At 62.9% G+C, this 21,433-nt stretch carries 17 protein-coding genes and 3 pseudogenes; 17 read left to right on the forward strand and 3 right to left on the reverse strand.

Annotation, left to right across the window (positions count from 1 at the left end; genetic code table 11):
* The first annotated feature begins 151 nt into the window (after window positions 1-151).
* The 8 genes from PM1_RS04565 (at window position 152) to PM1_RS04600 (ending at window position 11,088) form a co-directional block, all read left to right on the forward strand.
* The gene (locus PM1_RS04565; RefSeq protein ID WP_024128449.1) at window positions 152-2,509 is read left to right on the forward strand and encodes a TonB-dependent receptor; all 2,358 of its coding nucleotides are present in this window, start codon (window positions 152-154) and stop codon (window positions 2,507-2,509) included.
* 17 nt (window positions 2,510-2,526) lie between these two features.
* A complete protein-coding gene (locus PM1_RS04570) occupies window positions 2,527-3,603 on the forward strand; it encodes an ABC transporter substrate-binding protein (RefSeq protein WP_009615916.1) in 1,077 nt (358 codons plus the stop codon).
* A 300-nt stretch (window positions 3,604-3,903) separates the two neighbouring features.
* Window positions 3,904-4,839: an ABC transporter permease gene (locus PM1_RS04575; RefSeq protein WP_218585325.1), complete on the forward strand. Its 936-nt coding sequence runs from the start codon at window positions 3,904-3,906 to the stop codon at window positions 4,837-4,839.
* A gap of 32 nt (window positions 4,840-4,871) precedes the next feature.
* Window positions 4,872-5,891, forward strand: a complete 1,020-nt coding sequence (locus tag PM1_RS04580; protein ID WP_009615918.1) for a sugar ABC transporter substrate-binding protein — start codon at window positions 4,872-4,874, stop codon at window positions 5,889-5,891.
* 64 nt (window positions 5,892-5,955) lie between these two features.
* Complete coding sequence (locus tag PM1_RS04585; protein ID WP_009615919.1) at window positions 5,956-8,079, forward strand: ABC transporter permease; 2,124 nt, start codon at window positions 5,956-5,958, stop codon at window positions 8,077-8,079.
* A complete protein-coding gene (locus PM1_RS04590) occupies window positions 8,076-9,155 on the forward strand; it encodes an enzyme (RefSeq protein WP_009615920.1) in 1,080 nt (359 codons plus the stop codon). Before PM1_RS04585 ends, PM1_RS04590 begins: the two co-directional genes overlap by 4 nt.
* A complete protein-coding gene (locus PM1_RS04595) occupies window positions 9,152-10,657 on the forward strand; it encodes a sugar ABC transporter ATP-binding protein (RefSeq protein WP_009615921.1) in 1,506 nt (501 codons plus the stop codon). The genes PM1_RS04590 and PM1_RS04595 overlap by 4 nt, the downstream gene beginning before the upstream one ends.
* Before the next feature lie 20 nt (window positions 10,658-10,677).
* Window positions 10,678-11,088, forward strand: coding sequence for a carboxymuconolactone decarboxylase family protein (locus PM1_RS04600; protein WP_009615922.1), 411 nt, complete (start codon window positions 10,678-10,680; stop codon window positions 11,086-11,088).
* Between the two features lie 80 nt (window positions 11,089-11,168).
* On the opposite strand, the pseudogene PM1_RS04605 reads toward PM1_RS04600, so the two are convergent.
* Together PM1_RS04605 and PM1_RS04610 are read right to left on the reverse strand one after the other, a co-directional pair.
* A pseudogene (locus PM1_RS04605) lies at window positions 11,169-11,591 on the reverse strand (NUDIX hydrolase).
* A 45-nt stretch (window positions 11,592-11,636) separates the two neighbouring features.
* Window positions 11,637-12,134: pseudogene (locus PM1_RS04610) on the reverse strand (AAA family ATPase); the annotation flags it as partial.
* A gap of 414 nt (window positions 12,135-12,548) precedes the next feature.
* Between PM1_RS04610 and PM1_RS04615 the strand changes: the two are divergent.
* The 5 genes and pseudogenes from PM1_RS04615 to PM1_RS04635 all read left to right on the forward strand — a co-directional run.
* Window positions 12,549-12,770: pseudogene (locus PM1_RS04615) on the forward strand (transposase domain-containing protein); the annotation flags it as partial.
* Window positions 12,771-12,853: 83 nt separating this feature from the next.
* Window positions 12,854-13,567: a sulfite exporter TauE/SafE family protein gene (locus PM1_RS04620; protein ID WP_009615924.1), complete on the forward strand. Its 714-nt coding sequence runs from the start codon at window positions 12,854-12,856 to the stop codon at window positions 13,565-13,567.
* A gap of 261 nt (window positions 13,568-13,828) precedes the next feature.
* On the forward strand, window positions 13,829-14,014 hold the full coding sequence (locus PM1_RS04625; RefSeq protein ID WP_024128452.1) for a hypothetical protein: 186 nt from the start codon (window positions 13,829-13,831) through the stop codon (window positions 14,012-14,014).
* Window positions 14,011-14,346, forward strand: a complete 336-nt coding sequence (gene tnpB, locus PM1_RS04630; protein ID WP_024128453.1) for an IS66 family insertion sequence element accessory protein TnpB — start codon at window positions 14,011-14,013, stop codon at window positions 14,344-14,346. Before PM1_RS04625 ends, tnpB begins: the two co-directional genes overlap by 4 nt.
* Before the next feature lie 157 nt (window positions 14,347-14,503).
* Window positions 14,504-15,028: a YagK/YfjJ domain-containing protein gene (locus tag PM1_RS04635; protein WP_009615925.1), complete on the forward strand. Its 525-nt coding sequence runs from the start codon at window positions 14,504-14,506 to the stop codon at window positions 15,026-15,028.
* A gap of 212 nt (window positions 15,029-15,240) precedes the next feature.
* Here the strand turns inward: PM1_RS04635 and PM1_RS04640 are convergent, their stop codons facing one another.
* Entirely contained in the window at window positions 15,241-16,221 is a 981-nt protein-coding gene (locus tag PM1_RS04640; RefSeq protein WP_009615927.1) for an IS5 family transposase, read from the reverse strand.
* A gap of 723 nt (window positions 16,222-16,944) precedes the next feature.
* Between PM1_RS04640 and PM1_RS04645 the strand changes: the two genes are divergently transcribed.
* From PM1_RS04645 to PM1_RS04660, 4 genes are read left to right on the forward strand one after another with little or no spacing between them, the layout of a single operon-like run.
* Window positions 16,945-17,997 (forward strand): helix-turn-helix transcriptional regulator, encoded by a 1,053-nt coding sequence (locus PM1_RS04645; RefSeq protein ID WP_009615930.1) that lies wholly within the window; start codon window positions 16,945-16,947, stop codon window positions 17,995-17,997.
* Complete coding sequence (locus PM1_RS04650) at window positions 17,994-19,715, forward strand: hypothetical protein (RefSeq protein ID WP_009615932.1); 1,722 nt, start codon at window positions 17,994-17,996, stop codon at window positions 19,713-19,715. The genes PM1_RS04645 and PM1_RS04650 overlap by 4 nt, the downstream gene beginning before the upstream one ends.
* Window positions 19,716-19,766: 51 nt before the next feature.
* Window positions 19,767-20,336 carry a hypothetical protein gene (locus PM1_RS04655; RefSeq protein ID WP_009615934.1) on the forward strand — a complete coding sequence of 190 codons (570 nt, stop codon included), beginning with the start codon at window positions 19,767-19,769 and terminating at the stop codon, window positions 20,334-20,336.
* A 10-nt stretch (window positions 20,337-20,346) separates the two neighbouring features.
* Complete coding sequence (locus PM1_RS04660; protein ID WP_009615936.1) at window positions 20,347-21,375, forward strand: hypothetical protein; 1,029 nt, start codon at window positions 20,347-20,349, stop codon at window positions 21,373-21,375.
* Window positions 21,376-21,433 lie beyond the last annotated feature (58 nt).

A 21,433-nucleotide genomic window follows, 5' to 3' on the forward strand; every position in this document is an offset into this window, starting at 1 on the left:
AAAACGTATTTCCTTATTCTTGATTCGGAAACTATCGTCGGCGCCTCTAATCAACTAAATGGAGTTTGTCTGGATGCGCCTTGTCGATGTTGTTCCTGGAGTAAGGAGTCTGAGTTTCACCCTGCTGAGCACCTGGGGCCTGGCCCAGGCGATGGATCCCGCCGGCGCCCTGGCCGCCGAAGCGGCCGCCACCACCCGCCTGGACCCGGTGATCAGCCTGGGGACCAATCGCCACGACGCCACCTCGCTGCAGAGCAGCTCGCCGGTGGACGTGATCAGCGCCGAGGAGCTGCAGCGCGCACCGGGCACCGGCCTGAGCGGCATCCTGCAGAACCTCCTGCCGTCCTTCCACTTCCCCCAGGCCATGCAGCAGGCCGACGCCGTGTTCTCGGTCGGTGGCGGCTCGCTGCGCGGCCTGCCGCCGGGGGAGACGCTGATCCTGGTGAACGGCAAGCGTCGCCATCCCTCGCCGCTGCTGAACATCGGCAGTGTCTTCGACCGCGGCTCGACCAACACCGACCTCAACGCCATTCCGGTGAGCGCCATCGACCATGTCGAGGTGCTGCGCGACGGCGCCTCGGCGCAGTACGGCTCGGACGCCATCGCCGGGGTGGTGAACATCGTGCTCAAGGAGCGCGACAGCGGCGGCGGGCTGAACACCCGCATCGGCCAGTACAGCAAGGGTGACGGCCTGCGCAAGAGCTACGGCGCCTGGAAGGGCCTGGCGCTGCCCGGCGACGGCTTCCTGACCCTGAGCCTGGACGCCCTGGACAAGGACAAGACCCGCTCGGCCTCCACCGACCGCCGCCACTTCTACAACAGCGATGGCAGCGAGATCGCCTTCGACCGCAAGTGGGACACCGGCGACGCCGCCGCCGACCGCTACAGCTTCGCGCTGAACGCCGACGTGGGCCTGAGCGACGCGCTGCGCGCCTACGGCTTCGCCACCTATTCCTACGACCGGGTGCGCGCCAACACCCCCTTCGTGACCCCGACCAACGCCAACAACCGCCGTGACGTCTACCCGGCCGGCTACACCCCGGAAATCACCCTGAAGACCGAGGACATCGGCGCCACCGGCGGCTTCAAGTACGACCTGGGGGAGGCCGGGCGCTTCGACTTCTCCCTCAACCACGGCGAGAACCGCTCGCGCTACTACCGTCCGGTGACCCTCAACCCGACCTACGTGGACGCCGCCAGCACCACCAAGAACTATTCCGGGCAGTTCCGCTTCTACCAGAACAACGCCACCCTGGATTACGTCAACGACCTGAACTTCGCCGGCGTCGAGCGACCCTTCACGGTCAACGCCGGGATAGCCTGGCGCAACGAGAAGTTCGAGGAGCTGGCCGGCGACGACGACTCCTGGCAGACCGGCGACTACCGCAACGCCAACGGTTCCACCCCCAACCCCGGCGCCGGCTACCGGCCCGCCGACGAGGGCGTGTACAAGCGCCACGTGTTCGGCGTGTACGGCGGGGTGGAGCACCAGCTCACCGACAAGCTCAACCTCGGCGTCACCGCGCGCACCGAGCGCTACTCCGACTTCGGCAACACCTCCACCGGCAAGCTCAGCGCGCGCTACGACTTCACCCCGCAAGTGGCGCTGCGCGGCACCGTCAGTACCGGCTACCGCGCGCCGTCGCTGTCGCAGATCGGCTACCAGCGCACCGACGGGCAGATCCTCTCCGGCACCGACTACTACTCGCTGATCCACATGTTCCCGGCCGATTCGGAGGCCGCCCGCGCCCTGGGCGCCACCGACCTGAAGCCGGAGAAGTCCACCAGCTACTCCCTGGGGCTGGTGCTGCGGCCGACGCCGAGCAGCTCGCTGACCATCGACGCCTACAAGATCTTCCTGCGCGACCGCGTGGTACTCACCGAGAACCTCACCGGCAGCCGCGTGCGCGACATCCTCAGCGCCGCCGGCTACACCAACATCATCGGCGCCAGCTACTTCACCAACGGCATGGACACCGAGACCACCGGCGTCGACCTGGTCGGCCGCCAGCACCTGGGCCTGGCCGAGTACGGCGAGTTGGACCTCTCGGCGAGCTTCAGCGCTGGGCGCACTAAGGTCACCGATATCGCCGACATCCCGCGCCTGGCCGGCACCGACAACATCCCCATCGGCCGCCGCATCGTCAGCCTCGCCGAGGACGCCGCGCCGAACAACAAACTGCGCGTGGAAGCCCGCCACGGCTTCGGCAAGTGGCACACCACCCTGGCCGCGACCCGCTATGGCACCTACAGCCTGAAGGCCGCCGAGGGCCAGGAAAGCTACGACAAGAGCTACGGCCCGCAGTGGGTCACCGACCTCGACCTGGCCTATGACGTGACCCAGGCGCTAACCGTCTCGGTGGGCGCCAACAACCTCTTCAACACCCACCCGGACCTCTCCACCCCGGCCTCGCGCAGCACCTCCGGCTACCTGGTGAAGTACTCGCACATCGTCCCGGACGGCGCCGAGGGGGCCTTCTACTACGTGAACCTTGACTACCACTTCTGAGACAAGGAACCCCGTCGATGCCCGATATCCATAGATCGCGCCGCTGGCCCCTGGCCACGGCTCTCGCGGGGTTGCTCCTGCTGGGCGGCTGCGGCGCCGACGCGCCGCCGGAGTCGGCCGCGCGGGCGCCCGCCGCGGCGCCGTCGGCCGAGCTGCAGGCCCTCTACGACCAGGCCCGGAAGGCCGGGGAGAAGGAGCTGGTGCTGTATACCGCCTTCCCCGAGACGGTCGAGCTGTGGCAGGCCTTCCAGCAGGACTTCCCGGAGATCCGCTTCAAGCCCACCGCCACTACCCAGCTGTACACCCGTCTGGCCAGCGAGGCGGCCTCGGGCAACCATATCGGCGACCTGGTTCTCACCGGCTACAGCGAGCTGGCCGAGCTGGTGCGCCAGGGCCGCCTGGAGCGCGACGTGCCGGCCACCAGCGAAACCATCCCAGCGGCCTACCGCGACCCCGCCGGCTACTTCCAGCAGCCCTGGGTGAACGCCTTCACCCTGGCCTACAACACGCGCCTGCTGCGCCCGGAGGAGGTGCCGCAGACCTGGCCGCAGATTCTCGACCCGCGTTTCAAGGGGCGTTTCGCCCACGTGCGCTTCGTCGGCGCCAGCCCCTTCGACGCCGCGGTGGTGCTGCTGCAGGAGGAGGGCAAGCTGAGCGACGCGCAGCTCCAGGCGATCCACGACAACGGCGGCGTCAGCGACAACCCCGGCACCCTGACCGCCAACCTCGCCCAGGGCCGCACCGACTTCGTGCTCTGGGCCCCGGCGCAGGTGGTGGCGCGCCTGCGCGACAACGGCGCGCCGGTGGCGCTGAGCTTCCCCGCGGACGTGGCCATCCTCTACGGCCCGGGCGTGGCCAGCCTGCGCGACGCGCCGCACCCGCACGCCGCGCGGCTGTTCAAGAACTGGCTGTTCACGCCGCGCGCGCAGGCGATCATCGCCGCCAAGGAATACGCCTACGGCACGGCTCCCAACGCCCCGGCGCCCAAGGGTTTCCCGGCGATCGACAGCTTCGCCCAGAAGAGCATTCCGTTCGACCAGGTGAACGCCTACTTCGACCGCTACCGTGAGAAAACCCAGGCGATCTGGCGCTGATCCGCAGCGGCGGGCACGGGCGCGTCCCGTGCTCGCGGCGGGGCGGCGGATGGCGGCTGAATGCGTGTCGGCTGAACGGATAGGACGTTATTCAATAAAAGAATAAATAAAGTATTACTAATTATTTTTTGTTCTGTCCGGACTTGCGCATAGTACCGCCCCGGCAACTCCTTCCTTTGCGCAGCGCCGCCACGGCGGCGTCACTGGCGAATTCGACAAGGCCCCGGTCGTTGCCGCGACCGGGGGTATGACAGACGCATGAAAACCTCCGAACGCCCGCGCTTCACCCAGGAGCGAATTGTGTTGGCCCTCGTGGTGGCGCTGTTTGCGCTTTCGAGCATAGCGCTCCCGGGCTTCCTCGCCGCCGACAACCTCATCGCCATCGTGCGCTCCATCTCGGTCCTCGGCATTCTGGCGCTGGGCATGGCCATCGTGGTCATTGGGCGCGGCATCGACCTTTCCAGCGTCGCAGTGATGGCCATGTCCGTGGCCTGGTACCTGCAACTGCTGGGCGCCGGCACCGACGACGGGCTGGCGCTGCTGCTGGTGCTGTCCGGGGTGGTGGGCATCGGCCTGCTCAACGGCTTCCTGGTCGCCTACGCGGACGTGCCGGCGATCTTCGTGACCCTGGCCAGCGGCTCCTTCGTGTTCGGCTACGTGCGCTCGCAACTGATCACCCAGGACGCCGTGCCGGTACCCCCTGGGCACTGGCTGGAAACCCTCGGCGGCCTGCGCCTGCTCGACGTGCCGGTGGAGGTGTTCATCTTCGCCGGGCTGAGCCTGGCGCTCTTCGTCTTCCTGCGCTTCACCAAGTGGGGCCGCTACGTCTACTACGCCGGCGACAACCCGGTGACGGCGCGCAACGTCGGCATCCCGGTGCGACCGATGCTGGTGCTGCGCTACGTGCTGTCCGCGCTGGTGGCCCTGGTCGCCGGCCTGCTGACCGCGGCCAGCCTGCATTCGCTCAATACCCGGGTCGTCAACTCGACCCTGCTCTACGACATCGTGCTGGTGGCGGTGATCGGCGGGGTCGGCCTGTCCGGCGGCCGGGGAGGGGTGCGCAACGTGCTGGTGGGCGCGGCGCTGATCGGCGTGCTGCTCAACGCCATGACCATCCTCGACGTTCCGCTGCTTTACCAGAACCTCATCAAGTCCAGCATCCTGCTGGCGGCGATCATCATCGACGGCCTGCTCAACCCACGGGACGAGCAGACCTCGCAGCAAGGCGACATCTGAGCGATCGACCATTCATCAAGGAGAGGATTTCCATGAAACTGTTCGGCAAGGTACTGGCCGCCACGGCCATCGTGTCCAGCGTGCTGGCTACCTCGGTTTGCAGCGCCGCGGAGGTCTCCGGGCCGGCCGCCTACGAGGCGGCGCTGAAGAGCAAGCGCGTGCTGCTGGTGCCCATGACCATGGGCTTCGACCTGGCCCAGGGCTGGGCGGCCTACCTCAAGCGCGAGGTGGAAGGTTTCGGCGGCGTGTTCGAGACCCGCGACCCGAACTGGAGCGCCGAGGCCGGCGCCCAGGCGATCACCGAGGCGATCGCCTCCAGCGCCAAGCCGAACGTCCTCGTCGTGCAGTCGCCGGACCTGAACTCCTATTCCAAGCTGTTCAAGAAGGCCCAGGCCGCCGGCATCTACGTCATCGCCATCGACAACCCGGTCAACTACCCGGTCGACGCCTTCGTCGGCTCGGACTGGGACCGTCTCGGCCAGCTCGAGGCCGAAGCGGTGATCCAGGGCTGCGGGGCGAATTCCTCGAAGAAGGTCGCGCTGATCCAGGGCGACCAGGTCAACGCCTCCAGCCTGTACCAGTACGCCGGCATCACCAAGGTGCTGGAGAAGCACCCGGACTTCCAGGTGGTCGCCAAGCCCGACTCCAACTGGGACGCCACGACGGCGCGCAACGCCGCCACCACCATCCTCCAGCAGCACCCGGACATCTGCGGCATCGTCGACTTCTGGGACGGCGACGCCAGCGGCACCGCCGCCGCCATCCGTGACGCCAAGCTGCAGGACAAGGTGTTCCTAGTCACCACCGGCGGCGGCGAGAAAAGCGCCGACTGCGACCGCCTCGAAGACGGCACCTATGGCGCGGTGGTCATGACCGACCTGGCCCGCCAGTCCGGCGATATCGCCGCTGTCATCAAGTACCTGCTGCAGAGCGGCCAGCCCGCCGGCACCTCGCACGCACAGATCTACACGCTGGAAAAGGCCACCACCAAAAAGGACCTGAACGCCGCCAGCTGCTGGGACGTGAAGGCGCTGCAGGCCGCCAAGCCGTAACACGCTCCCACTTTCGCGGGGCGGTCGCCACGGCGGCCGCCCCGTCCCGCTTCCGGAACTCCCCATGTCGTTACGCGAACGTATCCAGGCCTGGCGCTACAACCGCATTCCCGACCACCTGATCGGCGAGCTGCTGACCAAGCGCTGGACCGACAACGCCATTCCCTTTTCCGTGCTGGTGGCGACCATCGCGATATTCGGCTCCGCCATCGCCGGCTTCTTCAACCTCACCTCGCTGCAGGAATCGACGCGCCAGCTCGGCGAGTTCTCGCTGGTGGTGACCGGGCTCACGGTGGTGATGCTCGGCGGCGGCATCGACCTGTCGGTGGGCTCGATCTTCGCGCTGTCGGCGTTTTCCGCGGTGTCGGCGCTGTTCATCTTCGACCTCCCGGTGTGGGTGGCGCTGCTCGCGTCCATTGCCACGGGCGCGCTCTATGGCGCGATCAATGGCTACCTCATCGGCTTCCTGCGCCTGCGTGCCTTCATCACCACGCTGGTAACCTTCATCATCGGCCGGGCCCTCTACGACATCCTGGTGGTGAACTACGCGGCCAGGGTGCAGACCTCTGCGGTTTCCTCTGACGTGTGGGACTTCATTGGCGACGGCACCCTGTTCGGCCTGTCGGTCGCGGTGCTGGCGGCCATCGCCATCGCCGTGGTCACCCACCTCGCGCTGACCCGCTCGCGCCCCGGCTGGCACGTGCAGGCGGTCGGCGGCTCGCGGCGCTCGGCGCACAACGCCGGCATCCGCGTGCGTCGCACGGTGTTCTTCACCTATGTGTTCTGCGGCTGCTGCGCGGCGCTGGCCGGCTTCCTCATCGCCTGCCGCCTGAGCGGCGTCGGCCCGGGCACCGGGCTCAACCTGGAAATCCTCGCGCTCACCGCCGCGGTGGTCGGCGGTAACAGCCTCGGCGGCGGGCGCGGTTCGGTGGTCAAGGGCCTGATGGGCGCGGTCATCGTGCTGGTGATGACCAACGGCCTGATCCGCCTGGGCTACGGCACCGGCACAACGCAGCTGGTGCTTGGGGTGATGCTGGCGGTGGCGGTAACCGTGGACATCCGCTGGCTGAAGAACCGCCACAAGGTGCTCGACGAAGTCTACGTCGCCCCGGTGTACCTGAAGCTGGGCCGGACGCTGTCGGCCGAGCCGGGCTCCGGCACGGCCTACGAGCTGGACGATCGGCTGTCGCGCACCGAGTACATCGGCCTGGGCGAACTGGAAGGGCCGGAAGACGTCATCCTCGACCGCGACGACAACCTCTACTGCGGCACCCGCCACGGCGAGATCGTGCGCTTCTTCGCCCCGGACTACCGCCGCTCGGAAGTCTTTGCCCACGTCGGCGGCTTCCCGCTGGGGCTGGCCTTCGACCGCGACGACAACCTGATTTCCTGCGTGGGCGCCATGGGCATGTACGCGATCTCGCCGTCGCGCGAAGTGCGCAAGCTCTCCGCCGAGACGGCGCGTTCCTGGACCTCCATCGTCGACGACGCGCGCCTGCGCGACCCCAACGACTGCGATATCGCCCCCGACGGCCGCATCTACTTCACCGATTCCACCAAGCGCTACGACGCCCACGACTGGGCGCTGGATTCCATCGAGAACCGCCCGACCGGGCGCCTGCTGGTGTACGACCCCAGGGATGGCTCGACGCGCGCGCTGCTCGATGGCTATCGCTACACCAACGGCGTGTGCCTGGCCCACGACGGCAAGTCGCTGTTCTTCGCCGAAAGCTGGGCCTGCCGGGTGCATCGCTACTGGCTGGAAGGGCCCAGGGCGGGCACCGCCGAATGCGTGATCAAGGACATGCCGGGCTACCCCGACAACATCAACCGGGCTTCCGACGGCGGCTACTGGATGGCCTGGCTGGGCATGCGCACGCCGAGCTTCGACCTGTCGCTGCGCCACCCCGGCATGCGCAAGCGCATGACCCGGCGGCTGCCGCAGGACGAATGGCTGTTCCCCAACATCAACACCGGCGGGGTGGTGAAGTTCGACGAAAGCGGCGCCATCGTCGAGACCCTGGGCGACCTGAGCGGCCTGTCGCACCCGATGGTCACCTCGATGCGCGAGCACAAGGGCTACCTGTACGTCGGCGGCATCCTCAACAACCGCATCGGTCGCTACCGCCTCGACGGCGCGGACCCGACCTGGACCGGGGTGCGTTCGTACTGGGGGGAGAAAGCATGATCCTCGACCCGATTCTCGACCTGTTCCGCAGCAAGGCGGTGACCATTCCACCGCTGGACGGGGCCTTCCGGCCGAACACCGCGCTGGACGACGCCCCGTTGCTCGCCCGGCTCGCCGACGCCGACAACCTGGTGGTGCGCGGCGGCGAGCTGCTGGCCAGCAGCGGCAACGCGCTGTACCGGCTGGACGCCGGCGGCGCCGAGCCGCTGGCGAGCTTCCCCGCCGCTGTCACGGCCCTGGCGGTGGCCCCGGACGGGGCGCTGGCGATCGCCCTCGACAACGGCACGCTGCTCATCGACGGCGAGGAGCAGCCGTTGCCGGCGGGGGTGCGCTGCATCACCGCGCTGGCCTTCGCCGCGAATGGCGAGCTGTGGCTGGCCAATGGTGCCGCCGAGCGTTCGCCGGCCGACTGGGCCAACGACCTGATGCTGCACGGTTCATCGGGTTCGCTGTGGAAGCGCCCGCCGGGGGCCGCGCGCTTCGCGCAGGTCGCAGGCGACCTGGCCTTTCCCTACGGGCTGCTGCCGGTGGGCGAGGGCGGCATCGTCTTCACCGAGAGCTGGCGGCATCGCCTGGTGCGCCTGGACGCCAGCGGGCGGCGGGTCATCGCCGACAAGCTGCCGGGCTATCCGGCGCGGCTGGCGCCGGCGCAGGACGGCGGGGCCTGGCTGGCGTTGTTCGCGCCGCGCAACCGGCTGATCGAGTTCGTGCTGCGGGAACAGCACTACCGCCTGGACATGCTGGCGCAGGTGCCGCGCGCGTTCTGGATCGCCCCGGCGCTGTCCTCCGGACGCAGCTTCCTCGAACCGCTGCAGTGCGGCGGCATCAAGACCATGGGCGTGCACAAGCCCTGGGCGCCCAGCCGTTCCTACGGCCTGCTGGTGCGCCTGGACGCAGCGCTGCGGCCCACCGCCAGCCTGCACAGCCGGGCCGACGGCCAGCGCCACGGCATCTGCAGCGCCGTCGAGCACGCCGGGCGGCTGCTGGTCGCCAGCCGTGGCGGCGATTGCATCATCGACGCGGGGCCGCTGTCTTCGCCGAGCCGCCGTGCCAGCGCCTTGGAGGTGCACGGATGAACCAGACCGACGCGATAGTCGAACTGCGCGGCGTCACCAAGGAATACCGCGGCGTGCCGGCGGTGAAGAACGTGGATTTCCGCCTGGGGCGCGGCGAGATCCACGCCTTGCTCGGGGAGAACGGCGCGGGCAAGTCGACGCTGACCAAGATGATCGCCGGGGTGGTCGAGCCCAGCGCCGGGACGCTCCTGCACAAGGGCCGCGAGGTGCGCTTCGGCTCGCCCTACGAGGCGCTGGAGGCGGGCATCGCCATGGTCTTCCAGGAAACCAGCCTGGTGCCGTCGATGACCGTGGCGCAGAACCTCTACCTGGGCTCGGAGAAGTTCTTCAACCGCCTGCGCGGCACCTACATTTCTGCCCAGCAGTTCCTGCAGTCGCTGAACTTCAGCGTGGACCCGGCGGCGATGGTCGAGACCCTCGGCGCGGCCAAGCGGCAGATGGTCGAGATCGCCAGGGCGGTGCACCACAACGCCGAGGTGATCATCTTCGACGAGCCCACGGCGACGCTGACGCCGGAGGAGAAGCGGCATTTCTTCGCCCTCGTGCGGCGCCTGAAGGCGCGCGGCGTGAGCATCGTCTTCATCAGCCACGCGCTGGAGGAAGCCCTGGAGCTGTGTGACCGCATCACCATCCTGCGCGACGGCGAGCTGGTGGCGAGCGGCCCGGCCGGCGAGTTCGACCGGCAGGCGATAGTCGCGGCCATGGTCGGCCGCACCCTGTCGGCGGCGCTCTACCGCGAGCGCCAGCCCGAACGCCTGCGCCCGGCCGGCAGCAAGATTCTCTCGGTGCAGGGCGTGTCGATGGGCGCCAGCGTGCGCAACAACTCCTTCTCGATCTTCGCCGGGCAGATCACCGGGGTCTTCGGCCTGATCGGCTCAGGGCGCACGGAAACCTTCAAGGTGGTCGTGGGCATCTACAAGCGCGATTTCCTGCGTGGCGGCAGCATCGAGCTGGATGACCGGCCGGTGCGCTACTACGTGCCGCGCGAGGCGGTGAAGGCGGGGATCGTCTACATCACCGAGGACCGCAAGAGCGAAGGCTTCTTCGAAACCATGTCGATCGCCGAGAACCTGTTCTCCGGCCTGCTGGCCGCCGACCGGGAGACCTCGGCGGTGCTCAGCGCGGCGCAGATGCGGGCGCTGGCGGCCGAATGGGTCGAGCGCCTGAACATTCGCGCGATCAACGACAACGCGCGGGTGGTCGAGCTGTCCGGCGGCAACCAGCAGAAGGTGGTGATCGGCAAGGGGCTGGTGCAGGCGCCGCGCCTGGTCATCTTCGACGAACCCACGCGCGGCGTGGACGTCGGCGCCATCGCCGAAATCCACCAGCTCATCCATCAACTGGCCGACGCCGGCCTGGCGGTGGTGGTGATTTCCTCGTACCTGCCGGAGATCATGAACCTCTCCGATCGTATCCTGGTGTTCCGCCAGGGGCGGGTGGTCGAGGAGTTCTCGCCAGCCGAGGCCACCGAGGCGAAGATCATGTACGCGGCCGTTCACTAACACAGGCGAAGGAATCGAAGATGGCGACAGTGAAATTGTGGAGCGATGCCGAGGTGCAGGCGCACCCGGATGTGAAGGCGGTGTTCGAGGATATCCGCGCGACCCGCAAGTCGGAGTTCGTCAACAACTTCTGGCGCGGCCTGGCCAACGATCCGGCCAACCTGAAACGGGGGTGGGAGCAGCTCAAGGCGGTGATGGTGGCGCCGGGCGCGCTCGACCCGCTGGTGCGCGAGCTGATCTACATCGCCGTGTCGACGGCCAACGGCTGCCAGTACTGCGTGCATTCGCACACCGCCGCCGCGCGCGCCAAGGGCATGAGCGACGCCCAGCATGGCGAGTTGCTGGCGGTGATCGGGCTGGCGGCGCAGACCAACCACCTGGTGACCGCGATGCAGATTCCGCTCGACCCGGAGTTCGACATCAAGAGCTGAGCGTTGCCCGGCGTACGCGGGCTCGGCCTGGCCCCGGCGTCCGCGCCGTCCACCTGGAGCCTGGTGACGGGCGAGTAGCGTCAGCCGGCGGGCTGAAGCCGCGCGCGCAACCACGCCAGGGCGCCCTGGAACAACGGGTGCCAGTTGGCGCCCGGCGGGGTGTCCAGCGGATGCCAGAAGAAGGCGAAGTCATGCCCGCCGTCGTCGGCGGTGTGGTGCGTCTAACTGGCCGGCAGGGCGTGGTCGACCTGGCACAGCTGGAACGACCAGACCTGCCCGGCGAACCCGGAATCCCAGGTGCCCAGGTCCTCGCGCCAGCGCCCGTCGTCGATTCCGGCCTCCTCGGCCAATTCGCGCAGGGCGGCCTGGGCCGGCTCCTCGCCGGGCTCGATGCCGCCCTTGACCAGTTGCAGCCCGGCCAGCGGATGACGGAAGGCCAGCAGTTCCAGGCGCGGCCCGCCACGGAGCAGCACTGGGCAGGCCTTGTTCGGCGCGCCGGCGATCCGCCGCAGCGCACTGAAACCCTCGGCCAGGCTGGGCGCCTCGAACTGCTGGTGGACGCTGAGGAGCGCCGCTTCCGGCACCCGCTGGTCGTCCGCGCGCGCCTGATTGCGTTCCAGCGCCACCGCCAGCGGGGTGTCCAGCCACACGGCCACGGCGGAGACGCCGCGGTGGGCGGCCAGCTGCAGCAGCGGTTGGCGGTGCAGGGCGCGGGGCAGGGCGGCGTCGAAGAAGTAGGCGCGCTGGCCAAGCGCGGCGGCCTGGCGGGCTATCCAACTGCTCTTGCCGGCGCCCTGCAGGCCTACGACCAGGTACAGGGTGCTGCCCGCGTCGGCCGCCGCCAGGGCCTGGTCGAGGTCGGCGAGGGCGAGTTTCCAGGCCGCCGCGTTGCGTTCGGCGGTATACACGCGCCCGCTTGGCGTCTCCAGGTAATGGTCGGGGTTGAAGTGCCGTTGCGTGGCATCGGCGGGAGAGCGACCGGACATCTGGCACCTCCTTGCAATGGCGGTTGCTGAAAGGGCCGGGGCTGATCGCGGCCCGCCCATTGGCGAACGGCTCTGGGCCGGGGATTCGTGCTTAATTCCGGGGTTATGTGCTAATGCGATTTGGATATTTATTGTTATAAAAAGCAAGCGTAAAGTAACTGCTTCTTCTAAGTCGAGGCAATACCGGGTATGGTTACAGCAAGGTGGCCGGTGTTGCGATTGCCTCAGACCGGTCACCAAAGACACACCGTGGCATAGCCGCCATGTTGTGAAGCTGAGTCATGGTGGGACAGACGCGGCAACTAATCTTGAGATCTACCACCTGCGCTGCCCAAGGGTAGGACAATTTGCCAATGCCGATGATGTATAACCGGGTGCCTGAAGGTGCCTTAGCAGAGGCTTGAGCCGTGTGCTGGGAAACTCGCATGCACGGTTCTTAGGGGGTTGGACGCGGGTAACCGCGTCTGACTACCCGACAATCAAGTCCGACCGTGGGCTCTTGGACGCTCGAACTGGCTGTTCGCGGGTTCGTTACGCAGCGGAAAACGGGCAGCGGCGATCATGAGTTTGATCCAATCGGCACGACTAAACGGGCATGATCCCTATGCTTATCTTAAAGACGTGTTGAATCGTCTGCCGACCCAAAAAGCGCATGAGGTGACGAATTTGCTACCGCATCGATGGCAAGCTCTGTAACCATGGGACGTTTTTGAAGATTTGAAATTGCTCCGCCTCGTCGACCCACAATTTCAGCTTCCTAAGGCTAGTCGCGTTCCTCTATGGTTTATGCATCCTTCCTTTTGATCGCATTGCTCTACGCCAGCGTCGGCCAGGCGGGGGCTTCAGGTTATATAGCAGTCATGGCGCTGCTTGAGTTTGCCCCGGAAAGCATTAGACCAACTGCATTAGTTCTAAACACATTGGTTTCTGTACTGGTTACTTGGCGCTTCATACGCTCAGTCCGGGTGGATTGGAAGTTACTTTGGCCCTTTGCTTTAGCAGCGGTGCCCATGGCACTGGTAGGCGGTGCTCTGACTCTGCCAGTGCTTTGGTTTGACCGGCTACTAGGATCGCTCTTACTGGTCGCCGGAATACCCTTCTTTCTAAAAAAGCCTAATGAGGAAAACATAAAGCCACCCAGAGTTGCGGTGGCCTTACTCGTTGGTAGCATAATAGGGGTTCTATCTGGATTAACCGGAGTGGGAGGTGGCATTCTGATTACGCCCCTGCTGATCTATTGCAGATGGGCTAGGGTGAAAACGGCAGCGGCAATTTCTGCTCCGTTCATTCTTCTCAACTCTCTAGCTGCTCTGGCAGGACATTGGGGCAGCACCAGTCAACTCCCCGAGAACGTCTGGGGGTTAGCGATGATTGCACTCTTGGGAGCGTTAATAGGTTCCCACCTCGGAATCAAGTTCCTACCGACAAATGCGGTGCAGAAGATACTTGGAGGGATTCTTCTGATGTCAGGGCTCAAACTGCTGATCGGGTAAGCATTCAGGAATTACGACACGGATGAAAAAGTCGGCCATGACGACCCCTCCGACCCAATCCCGTCGTCAACATGGTTTAACCAGACGCTTAGTGCGCCAGTTAAAGCTGGCGGAGGATAGTCGATGAAAGTTCGATACTGGTAAGAAATGGCGAATCAACCAGACCCCGAGTCATGCATGTTGCATCGTGAGGTGCAGGGTGAAGCGTTGACAGGGGAAACCGATAGGCCAGCCATTTAGCCGCGTAATCAGGAGTTCGGGATGCCGATGCTGTTAAGCGAAGCAGAAGGCAATACGGAGCATGGCGTTATCCACCAGTCATGCTCTGATCCCGCGCGGTCGGAGATCCGTATCGAGATTCCGCATCGTCGCACGACCTTGACCGTGTACTGGCCGGCAGCAGATGCCGAAGGCTGTGCCCGGTTCATGCGTGAGCTGTTGCAGTGATCCGCATCGACGCCATCTGGCTAGCCACCGAGCCGATGGATATGCGCGCCGGCACGGACACAGCACTGGCCCGCGTGGTCGCCGTATTCGGTGCGGCGAAGCCGCACTGCGCGTATCTGTTCGCCAACCGCCGAGCCAACCGGATGAAGGTGCTGGTGCATGACGGTGTTGGCATCTGGTTGGCGGCACGCCGGCTCAACCAGGGAAAATTCCACTGGCCGGGAACTCATCGCGGCTCGGAACTTGAACTCGACACTGAGCAGCTTCGAGCACTGGTGTTGGGTCTGCCTTGGCAACGTGTTGGTGCCAACGGGGCGATCATGATGCTTTGAGATCGGCTATTAGCCCTTCGATATCTCGTCGTCGAGAGCTTGTTCTGACCCCATCGACGGCATGACTGCCTCGCCCAATCTCGATCAACTGACGCCTGACCAACTGCGCACACTAGCCGCGCAGTTGAGCCGTCAGGTCAATCGCTTGGAGCGGGTGATGGATAGCTGCTCACGTACTGTGGTGGTCAGGGTGGACCTGTACTACCGGGAGGCAGCACGTAATCGCTTGACGGTAGAGAACGTATTCGAGGATCTGGATAAGCTCGTCCGGGCGAGGGAGTACGATCCGGTCTTCCAACACGAGACGGGCTACATCTGCGCAGTGGAGCAGGGGGAGGACATGGGCTACCACATCCATGCGGCGTTCTTCTTCGATGGCCGGGAGGTGCGCAGTGACTACGCCAAGGCTGAGGCCATCGGTGGGCTATGGAAGAAGATCACCGAGGGTTGGGGGGACTTCCATAGCTGCAACCATGACAAGGCGCGGTACAAGGAACGGTGTGGGGTAGGGATGTTCAAGGGGAAAGACGGTACGGGTAAGCAGAACGTCATCAGCGCCTGCCACTACCTGATCGAGGATGGTCAGTCATTGCGTGTGAAGCCTGTGGGGGGCAGAGCATTTCGCATTGGTCGTCTTGGTCGGAGCTACCGAACAAGGGAGCATCCTCACTCCCTTGAATGACAAGTCAGGGATATCTGCTGCTTTGCTGGTTTCAGGGATGAACTGACCCATCCGCTGGATTCCTGTGGATGGTCTGAAGTAGTCATGAATTTCTGACCGTCTTCAGCGCCTACCGATTTTGAAAGCGCCCCATCGGTCAAAAGCGATCAGATCAGCCGCTCATCTCTGTGTTTTTAGCCGCCGCGAGCACGCCGCGGCAGTCATCTTCCGCTTTACAGGCGCACCTCTCCTGCGTCGGCCAGCAAATGTCGACGAGCCATCCACAGATTCGACAGGGCAAACAGCGTCACCATTTGTGCGGCATTCTTAGCCAATCCGCAGAAGCGCACTTTGGTGTAGCCGAACTGCCGCTTGATCACACGGAACGGATGCTCGACCTTCGCCCGCACCTGGGCCTTGGCTTTCTCGATCTTGCGGATCGCGTTGTACAAGACACTGCGCTTGCCATGTTTCTTGTAGGTGCTGCGCCGAGCCGCGATCTGCCAGATGACTTGGCGACCGTCATGTTCAGGGCGCTTTTCGACTCCGGTATAGCCAGCATCGGCGCACACCACGTTTTCCTCGCCGTGAAGCAGTTTGTCGACCTGAGTGACGTCCGCGACATTCGCCGCCGTGACCACCACGCTGTGTACCAGACCGGAATCCTCGTCGGCACCAATGTGCGCTTTCGCGCCAAAGTAGTACGGGTTGCCCTTCTTGGTTTGATGCATTTCCGGGTCGCGCTTGCCGTCCTGGTTCTTGGTCGAACTGGGCGCATGGATCAGCGTCGCATCGACGATAGTGCCCTGGCGCAGCGACAGGCCCCGGTCGCCCAGGTAGCCATTGATCACCGCCAGAATTCCAGCCGCCAGCTCGTGTTTCTCCAGCAGGCGCCGGAAGTTGAGAATGGTGGTTTCGTCGGGAATACGTTCCAAGCTCAGGCCAGCGAACTGGCGCAGGATGGTCGTCTCGTACAGCGCGTCCTCCATTGCCGGATCGCTGTAGCCGAACCAGTTCTGCATCAGATGCACGCGCAGCATCGCCATCAGCGGATAGGCCGGACGACCGCCTTCGCCCTTCGGGTAATGCGGCTCGATCAGGGCGATCAAACCCTGCCACGGCACCACCTGACCCATCTCGATCAGGAACAACTCCTTGCGGGTCTGCTTGCGCTTGCCAGCGTACTCGGCGTCGGCGAAGGTCATCTGCTTCATCGGGAAACTCGGGCTACAGGAACGGCGCATTTCACCAGATTCGGGAAGTCTTCTTCAGAGTTTCCCTAGCAGCTTTCACGCTTGCCACCTCGTTGGCTGGCGCTAGGTTTGTTGTGTCGTTCTGGCTACGGTACGAGACCCTGCAGGAGCGAGAAGGGCAACTGCGTTACCAGTTGGAGGTTGAGCGGTGTGATCGTGCAGGGCTGGTCGCGGAGATGATGGAATTACAGTCTGCCTTGAGAGCAGAGCGCTTCCATGTCGAGCAGTTGCAACGAAAGGTCAAATTGCTTCAACTGCCGAGGGAGGGGGAGGTGTGGAGAGCGCGGCAGAGTGGGGCTGCGATACGCCATCACGGATGGGGCCGTTAGTGTCACCACCCCGAGATTTACAGCATTACAGCGCACGCGACACAGATTGTCGCAGGGTACCGAAATAATCGCACCCAACGGTCCATTCAACCTTGAGGAGTATTTCGTGAAGGAATTGATTTGCTTTGCTGTAGGGCTGGTGGTCGGAGCGGTGTTGGTGAAGCGTAGCCAGGCTATCGACGAGTTACGTAAGGAGTTGGACCGTGAGAGGCATCGCAATCGATCAGGGAACGGCGCTGCGCCAGCATGAATAATGGCCATTAGCCTTGGCGGGGGGCTGAAGGAAATGTTAAAAAGCCATCAAATTGCCTTCGCGCCGGTTAAGTGACGTCAGCAAACCATTAAGGATGATTCCATGTCTGCTCCCAAAGATCGGCTATTCAGGCATTTGGCCATGCTAAGGCTGATCCCGCGTGCCCCGAAGAGCATTTCCACTACTGATTTGTTGGATAAGCTCAAGGCTGAATGTTTTGACATCGATATGCGTAGCTTGCAGCGGGACCTAGTTGGCCGGCTCTCGCTGGACTTTCCGCTGCAATGTGACGAAAGCCAGCGGCCGTACCGCTGGAGTTTTTCCAAGGACACCCCCCAATTCGACTTCCCTGCCCTGGACACGCCGACGGCGTTGGCCTTCGTCTTGGCTGGCAGCCATTTGCGCAAGCTATTACCGCCCAGTGTACTTGGCTTACTGGCGCCACATTTTGACCTCGCCCAACGACAGATTTTCGGTTTGGAGCGTAACAATCTGGCGCACTGGGTTAAAAATGTGCGCGCCCTCCCCAACGGCAAGGCGCTGCAGCCAGCGGAAGTAGACCCGCTTATCTGGGCGCAGGTTGCCGCTGCCCTGCTGGAGCGGCGGCAACTGAAGATCCTCTACCTTAGCCGCAGTAAAGGTGAGTACAAGACTCTGTGTCTCCATCCCGTCGGCATGGTTTCCCGACATTCCGTTAGCTATTTGATCGGCATCGTCGACGGCTATGCCGATGCCAGGCAGTTCGCGCTGCATCGCATCGAACAAGCCTACTGTCTTGATGCCCCGGCGCATGATCAACCAGGTTTCGACGTTGATGACTACATCCGCAGTGGCGGCTTCAACAACCCGGGACCGGTTGGGCCGCAACTCTTAATTGCCGATGTAACTCCACAGGTCGCTTGGCTACTTCGAGAAACCCCTCTCAGCCCCAAGCAAAACTTAGAGCCGCTTCCTGGCAGCGATTGGCAACGTTTGCGTGCGCAGGTGCCGGACGATCAAGAAACCCTATGGTGGCTATTCGGGTTGGGTGAAAACGTCCGTCTCCATGAGCCCGATAGTTGGACTCAGATCATCAAGGCCAGGCTCAACAGCATGGCCAAGTTGTATTCGCAGCCTAATGCCACTTCTTCAGACGCCTGCCAGGAGGCTCTATGAGTCCCCATGAAACTGACCATGATTTCAGCCCGCATGATGATGGGCGCGACGAGATTGTTCGGGATATCGCCCGCACCGCTACGGCGGTGTCCTCGCACGAAACTGTGCAGCGTTTTGGCAGCGCCAATGCTGAATACATCAAGGGCTATACCGGTGTAGATAACGAAACCGGCCAGCGGTTTGCCAAGGGGTTGGCGGACATTGCTAAGCACAAGGTCAACGATGACCCGCGCTATGCGGTCCAAAACATCAAGCAGCAGGCGGGCTTCAGTGCCGAAGTCGCCACTACCAGCCGCGACAATGCTGAGGCGATCATCAGTGGTTCCAAAGTGCGCACCTCGCGTACTGATGACCTGCCTCAGTTTGGCAAGAACCACAACGTCGTTGACCGCGTGCAGTTGCTCGACGGGCAGATCATCGAGGGTTCGCAATCGCAGATGAAGTTCGTCGGCAACCGCAACCAACTGCTTGACGACATTGCTCGCGAAGATGGCAAATTTGCCCGTTACCGGGATATCCGATTAGAACTGCCGTCCGAGCAGTTCGAAGGTGATAGGACCTATTTTCAGGACGAGGCGAAGAGGTTAAGGGAGCGTGCGGAGCAGGCCGCAAAGGACCCCAGCAAGACTGATCAGGCAAGGCGTATGCGGCTGGAGGCTGAGAAGATTGAGCAACGTGCTACATCTGCGGATTTCCAGCCCGAGTCGGCCTCTGACTACTGCCGCAAACAGGCCCAGCAGCGCCGCGCTAATGCGGCCAAGGCTGAAGCTAATGGCAACAGCGAAGCCGCTGCCAAGTTGAATGCAGAGGCGGATAACTATGAAAATCTGGCAGACAAGGTCAGTGATAGTGGCTTGAGTACCGAAGATGCGATCTACTATCGCGAACACCCTGGGCTTGCAACTCTGCAGGATATCGGCCGTACAGCCCACCGAGCGGGCGTCGAGGGCGCACGTTTCGGTGCCGTTATTGGCGGCAGCATTTCCTTACTGCAGAACTGCTTGGCGGCGGCGCAAGGCGAGAAGGACCTTGCCGAGATCCTCAAGGATATAAGCGTCGACACTGCAAAAGCAGGTGCCTTCGGCTATGCCACTGCGTTCGCCGGCTCAGCCCTCAAGGGAGGCATGCAGCAATCGGGCAATGCTTTTGTCCGCCAATTGGCCAATACCAGCGCTCCAACTCTAGTGATCAACATTTGCATCTCACTCGGAGGCTCCGTTAAGCGGTATGTCACTGGCGAAATCAGTGAGGCTCAACTGCTGAGTGAAGTGGGTGAGAAGGGAGCTGGGATGCTCTCCAGTGGCATGATGGCTGCTCTGGGGCAGTTGGCTATTCCCGTTCCTTTTGTCGGTGCGGCCATCGGCGGAATGATCGGGTATACCCTCTCGTCAATGTTCTACCAAAGTGCCCTGGATGCTGCTCGTGGAGTAGAGCTCTCCCGCGAGCAACTGGCTCGAGTTCGCTTCATTGAGGAGGCTGCTCGTGAGCGTATCGCCTTGGAGCAGGCTCAATTAGATGACTTCATTCGCCGTGAGATTCCGCAACTGCAACAGGAGACCCAGCAACTGCTGAGCGTCGCCAGTTGTTCCGATAGTTGTGTGGATGTCTTGGCTGCCAGGGTCAACCAGTATGCGACCTTGCTGGGTAAGCAATTACAGTTTCAGACACAAGCCGAGTTCGATGATTTTATGAGTTCCGGCAGCCCCCTAATTTTGTAATCAACAAAACCATCCAACGATCAATCTGGGAAAAAGGAGTTCACCCCTTTCATGTTGATTAAATTATTGTCCGATGTGGACAAAAAACATCTCGTGCAGTTGGCCAAACTCCTCGCTCTATCTGACAAGCCTTTGTTGTGGGACGGGAAGACTTCTGATGAGTTCACTTCCAGTACCGACCTCGATGCGATGTCCATTCGTGAAGGCGAGCAGGAGCGCGAGCTGATTGCTGATATGGAGGTGTCGGCGGGCATTACGGGCTGGCAAACCTTTGGATTTTCATCGTCTTCGGAAGTGCATGATCGCTTGGTCGAGGTCCTCAAGAGTTATCCGGTGATCAAGGTAGAAAAGCCGGAGATCCGTGCGCAAGCCGCTTCCACAGTGCTCATGGAGTTGCTCAAGGGCAAGGTATTCGAGTTGCCAGCCACGCCTAAGGTGATTCTGTACGAACTGCTACTGGTCGCCTTACGTGATGGCCACATCTCTAATGTTGAATGGGCGCTGCTCAAGGAGTATCAGCGCCATCACCAGTTGGAAGACTTCATCTTCGATGATCTCTTGGAGCGCGCTGAAACGCTAAACCAGGAAATTAGCAAAACCATTTCCATTATCCTCGAATAAGGAACAGAGCATGCCTCTTCCCCTAATCATTGGTGCGGCAGCCGTTGCCGCTGGCTTGTACGGCGCAGCCAAGGGTGTCAGTGGCGCCATTGACCAAAGTAACGCTAAGGACATCAATAGCGACGCTCGATCAATGGTAGAGTCGGCTAATCAGAAGGTTGAAGTTCAGCGCAAGTCGACGAATAACGTCCTCGAAGACTATGGTCAGCGTAAACTGCGTGCTTTTACTGGTGTAGTCGCTGAGTTCATTGAAGCTTTCGAGCGTTTGAAGAACGTCGACCTTGGCCAGAGTCCGGAACTGGACAAACTGACTGCGGGCGATTTCTCGAGCAAAGCACTAGCCGGCCTTCGTCAGGACTATAAGGCTCTCCAAGACGCGGGACTAGGATTGGGCGCCGGCCTCGGTGGCGGAGCGGCGCTAGCATTCGGTGCTTACAACGGCACCATGCTGCTGGCTACCGCTAGTACCGGCACGGCGATTTCCTCGCTAGGTGGAGTGGCCGCTACCAACGCTACCCTTGCCTGGCTGGGCGGTGGTTCCCTAGCTGCTGGCGGCTACGGTATGGCTGGAGGCATGATGGTTCTGGGTGGGATTGTCGCTGGTCCGGCTCTGGCTATTTTCGGTCACGTGCTGGGTAACAAGGGTGAGGAAGCCCTTAATAAGGCCCGTAGCAATATGGAGCAAGCCCGCACCATTCGCGACCAGGCCGAACTCATGGCGAATAAGTTAAAAGCCATCGAGAAAGTAACTGTTTTGGCCAATACCACCTTCTCAAAGATTAGTTCGCAACTGCGTCGTACCGTGGCTGAGATGAAGAAAGTCATTGAGAGTGATGGTCCGGATTTCCATAGCTATTCCGAAGAAAGCAAAGGTGTGGTGTTCCGCTCAGTAAAATTCGCACAATTACTTAAGTCAATGATTGACACTCCGATTCTCGATCAAGACGGTAACCTGGTGCTTTCGACCGAGAAGCGTATTCAAGATGTCACTGCTGTCGCCAGCGACCAGAAAGCTACTCTTGATCCGGTGTCTGCCTGAAGAGTTAGCCCGTGCTCACGCACGGGCGCTTTTATTCCTTGTTGTCATCTGTGACAGA

The organism is Pseudomonas sp. M1 (assembly GCF_022760135.1).
GTDB classification, from domain to species: domain Bacteria; phylum Pseudomonadota; class Gammaproteobacteria; order Pseudomonadales; family Pseudomonadaceae; genus Pseudomonas; species Pseudomonas citronellolis.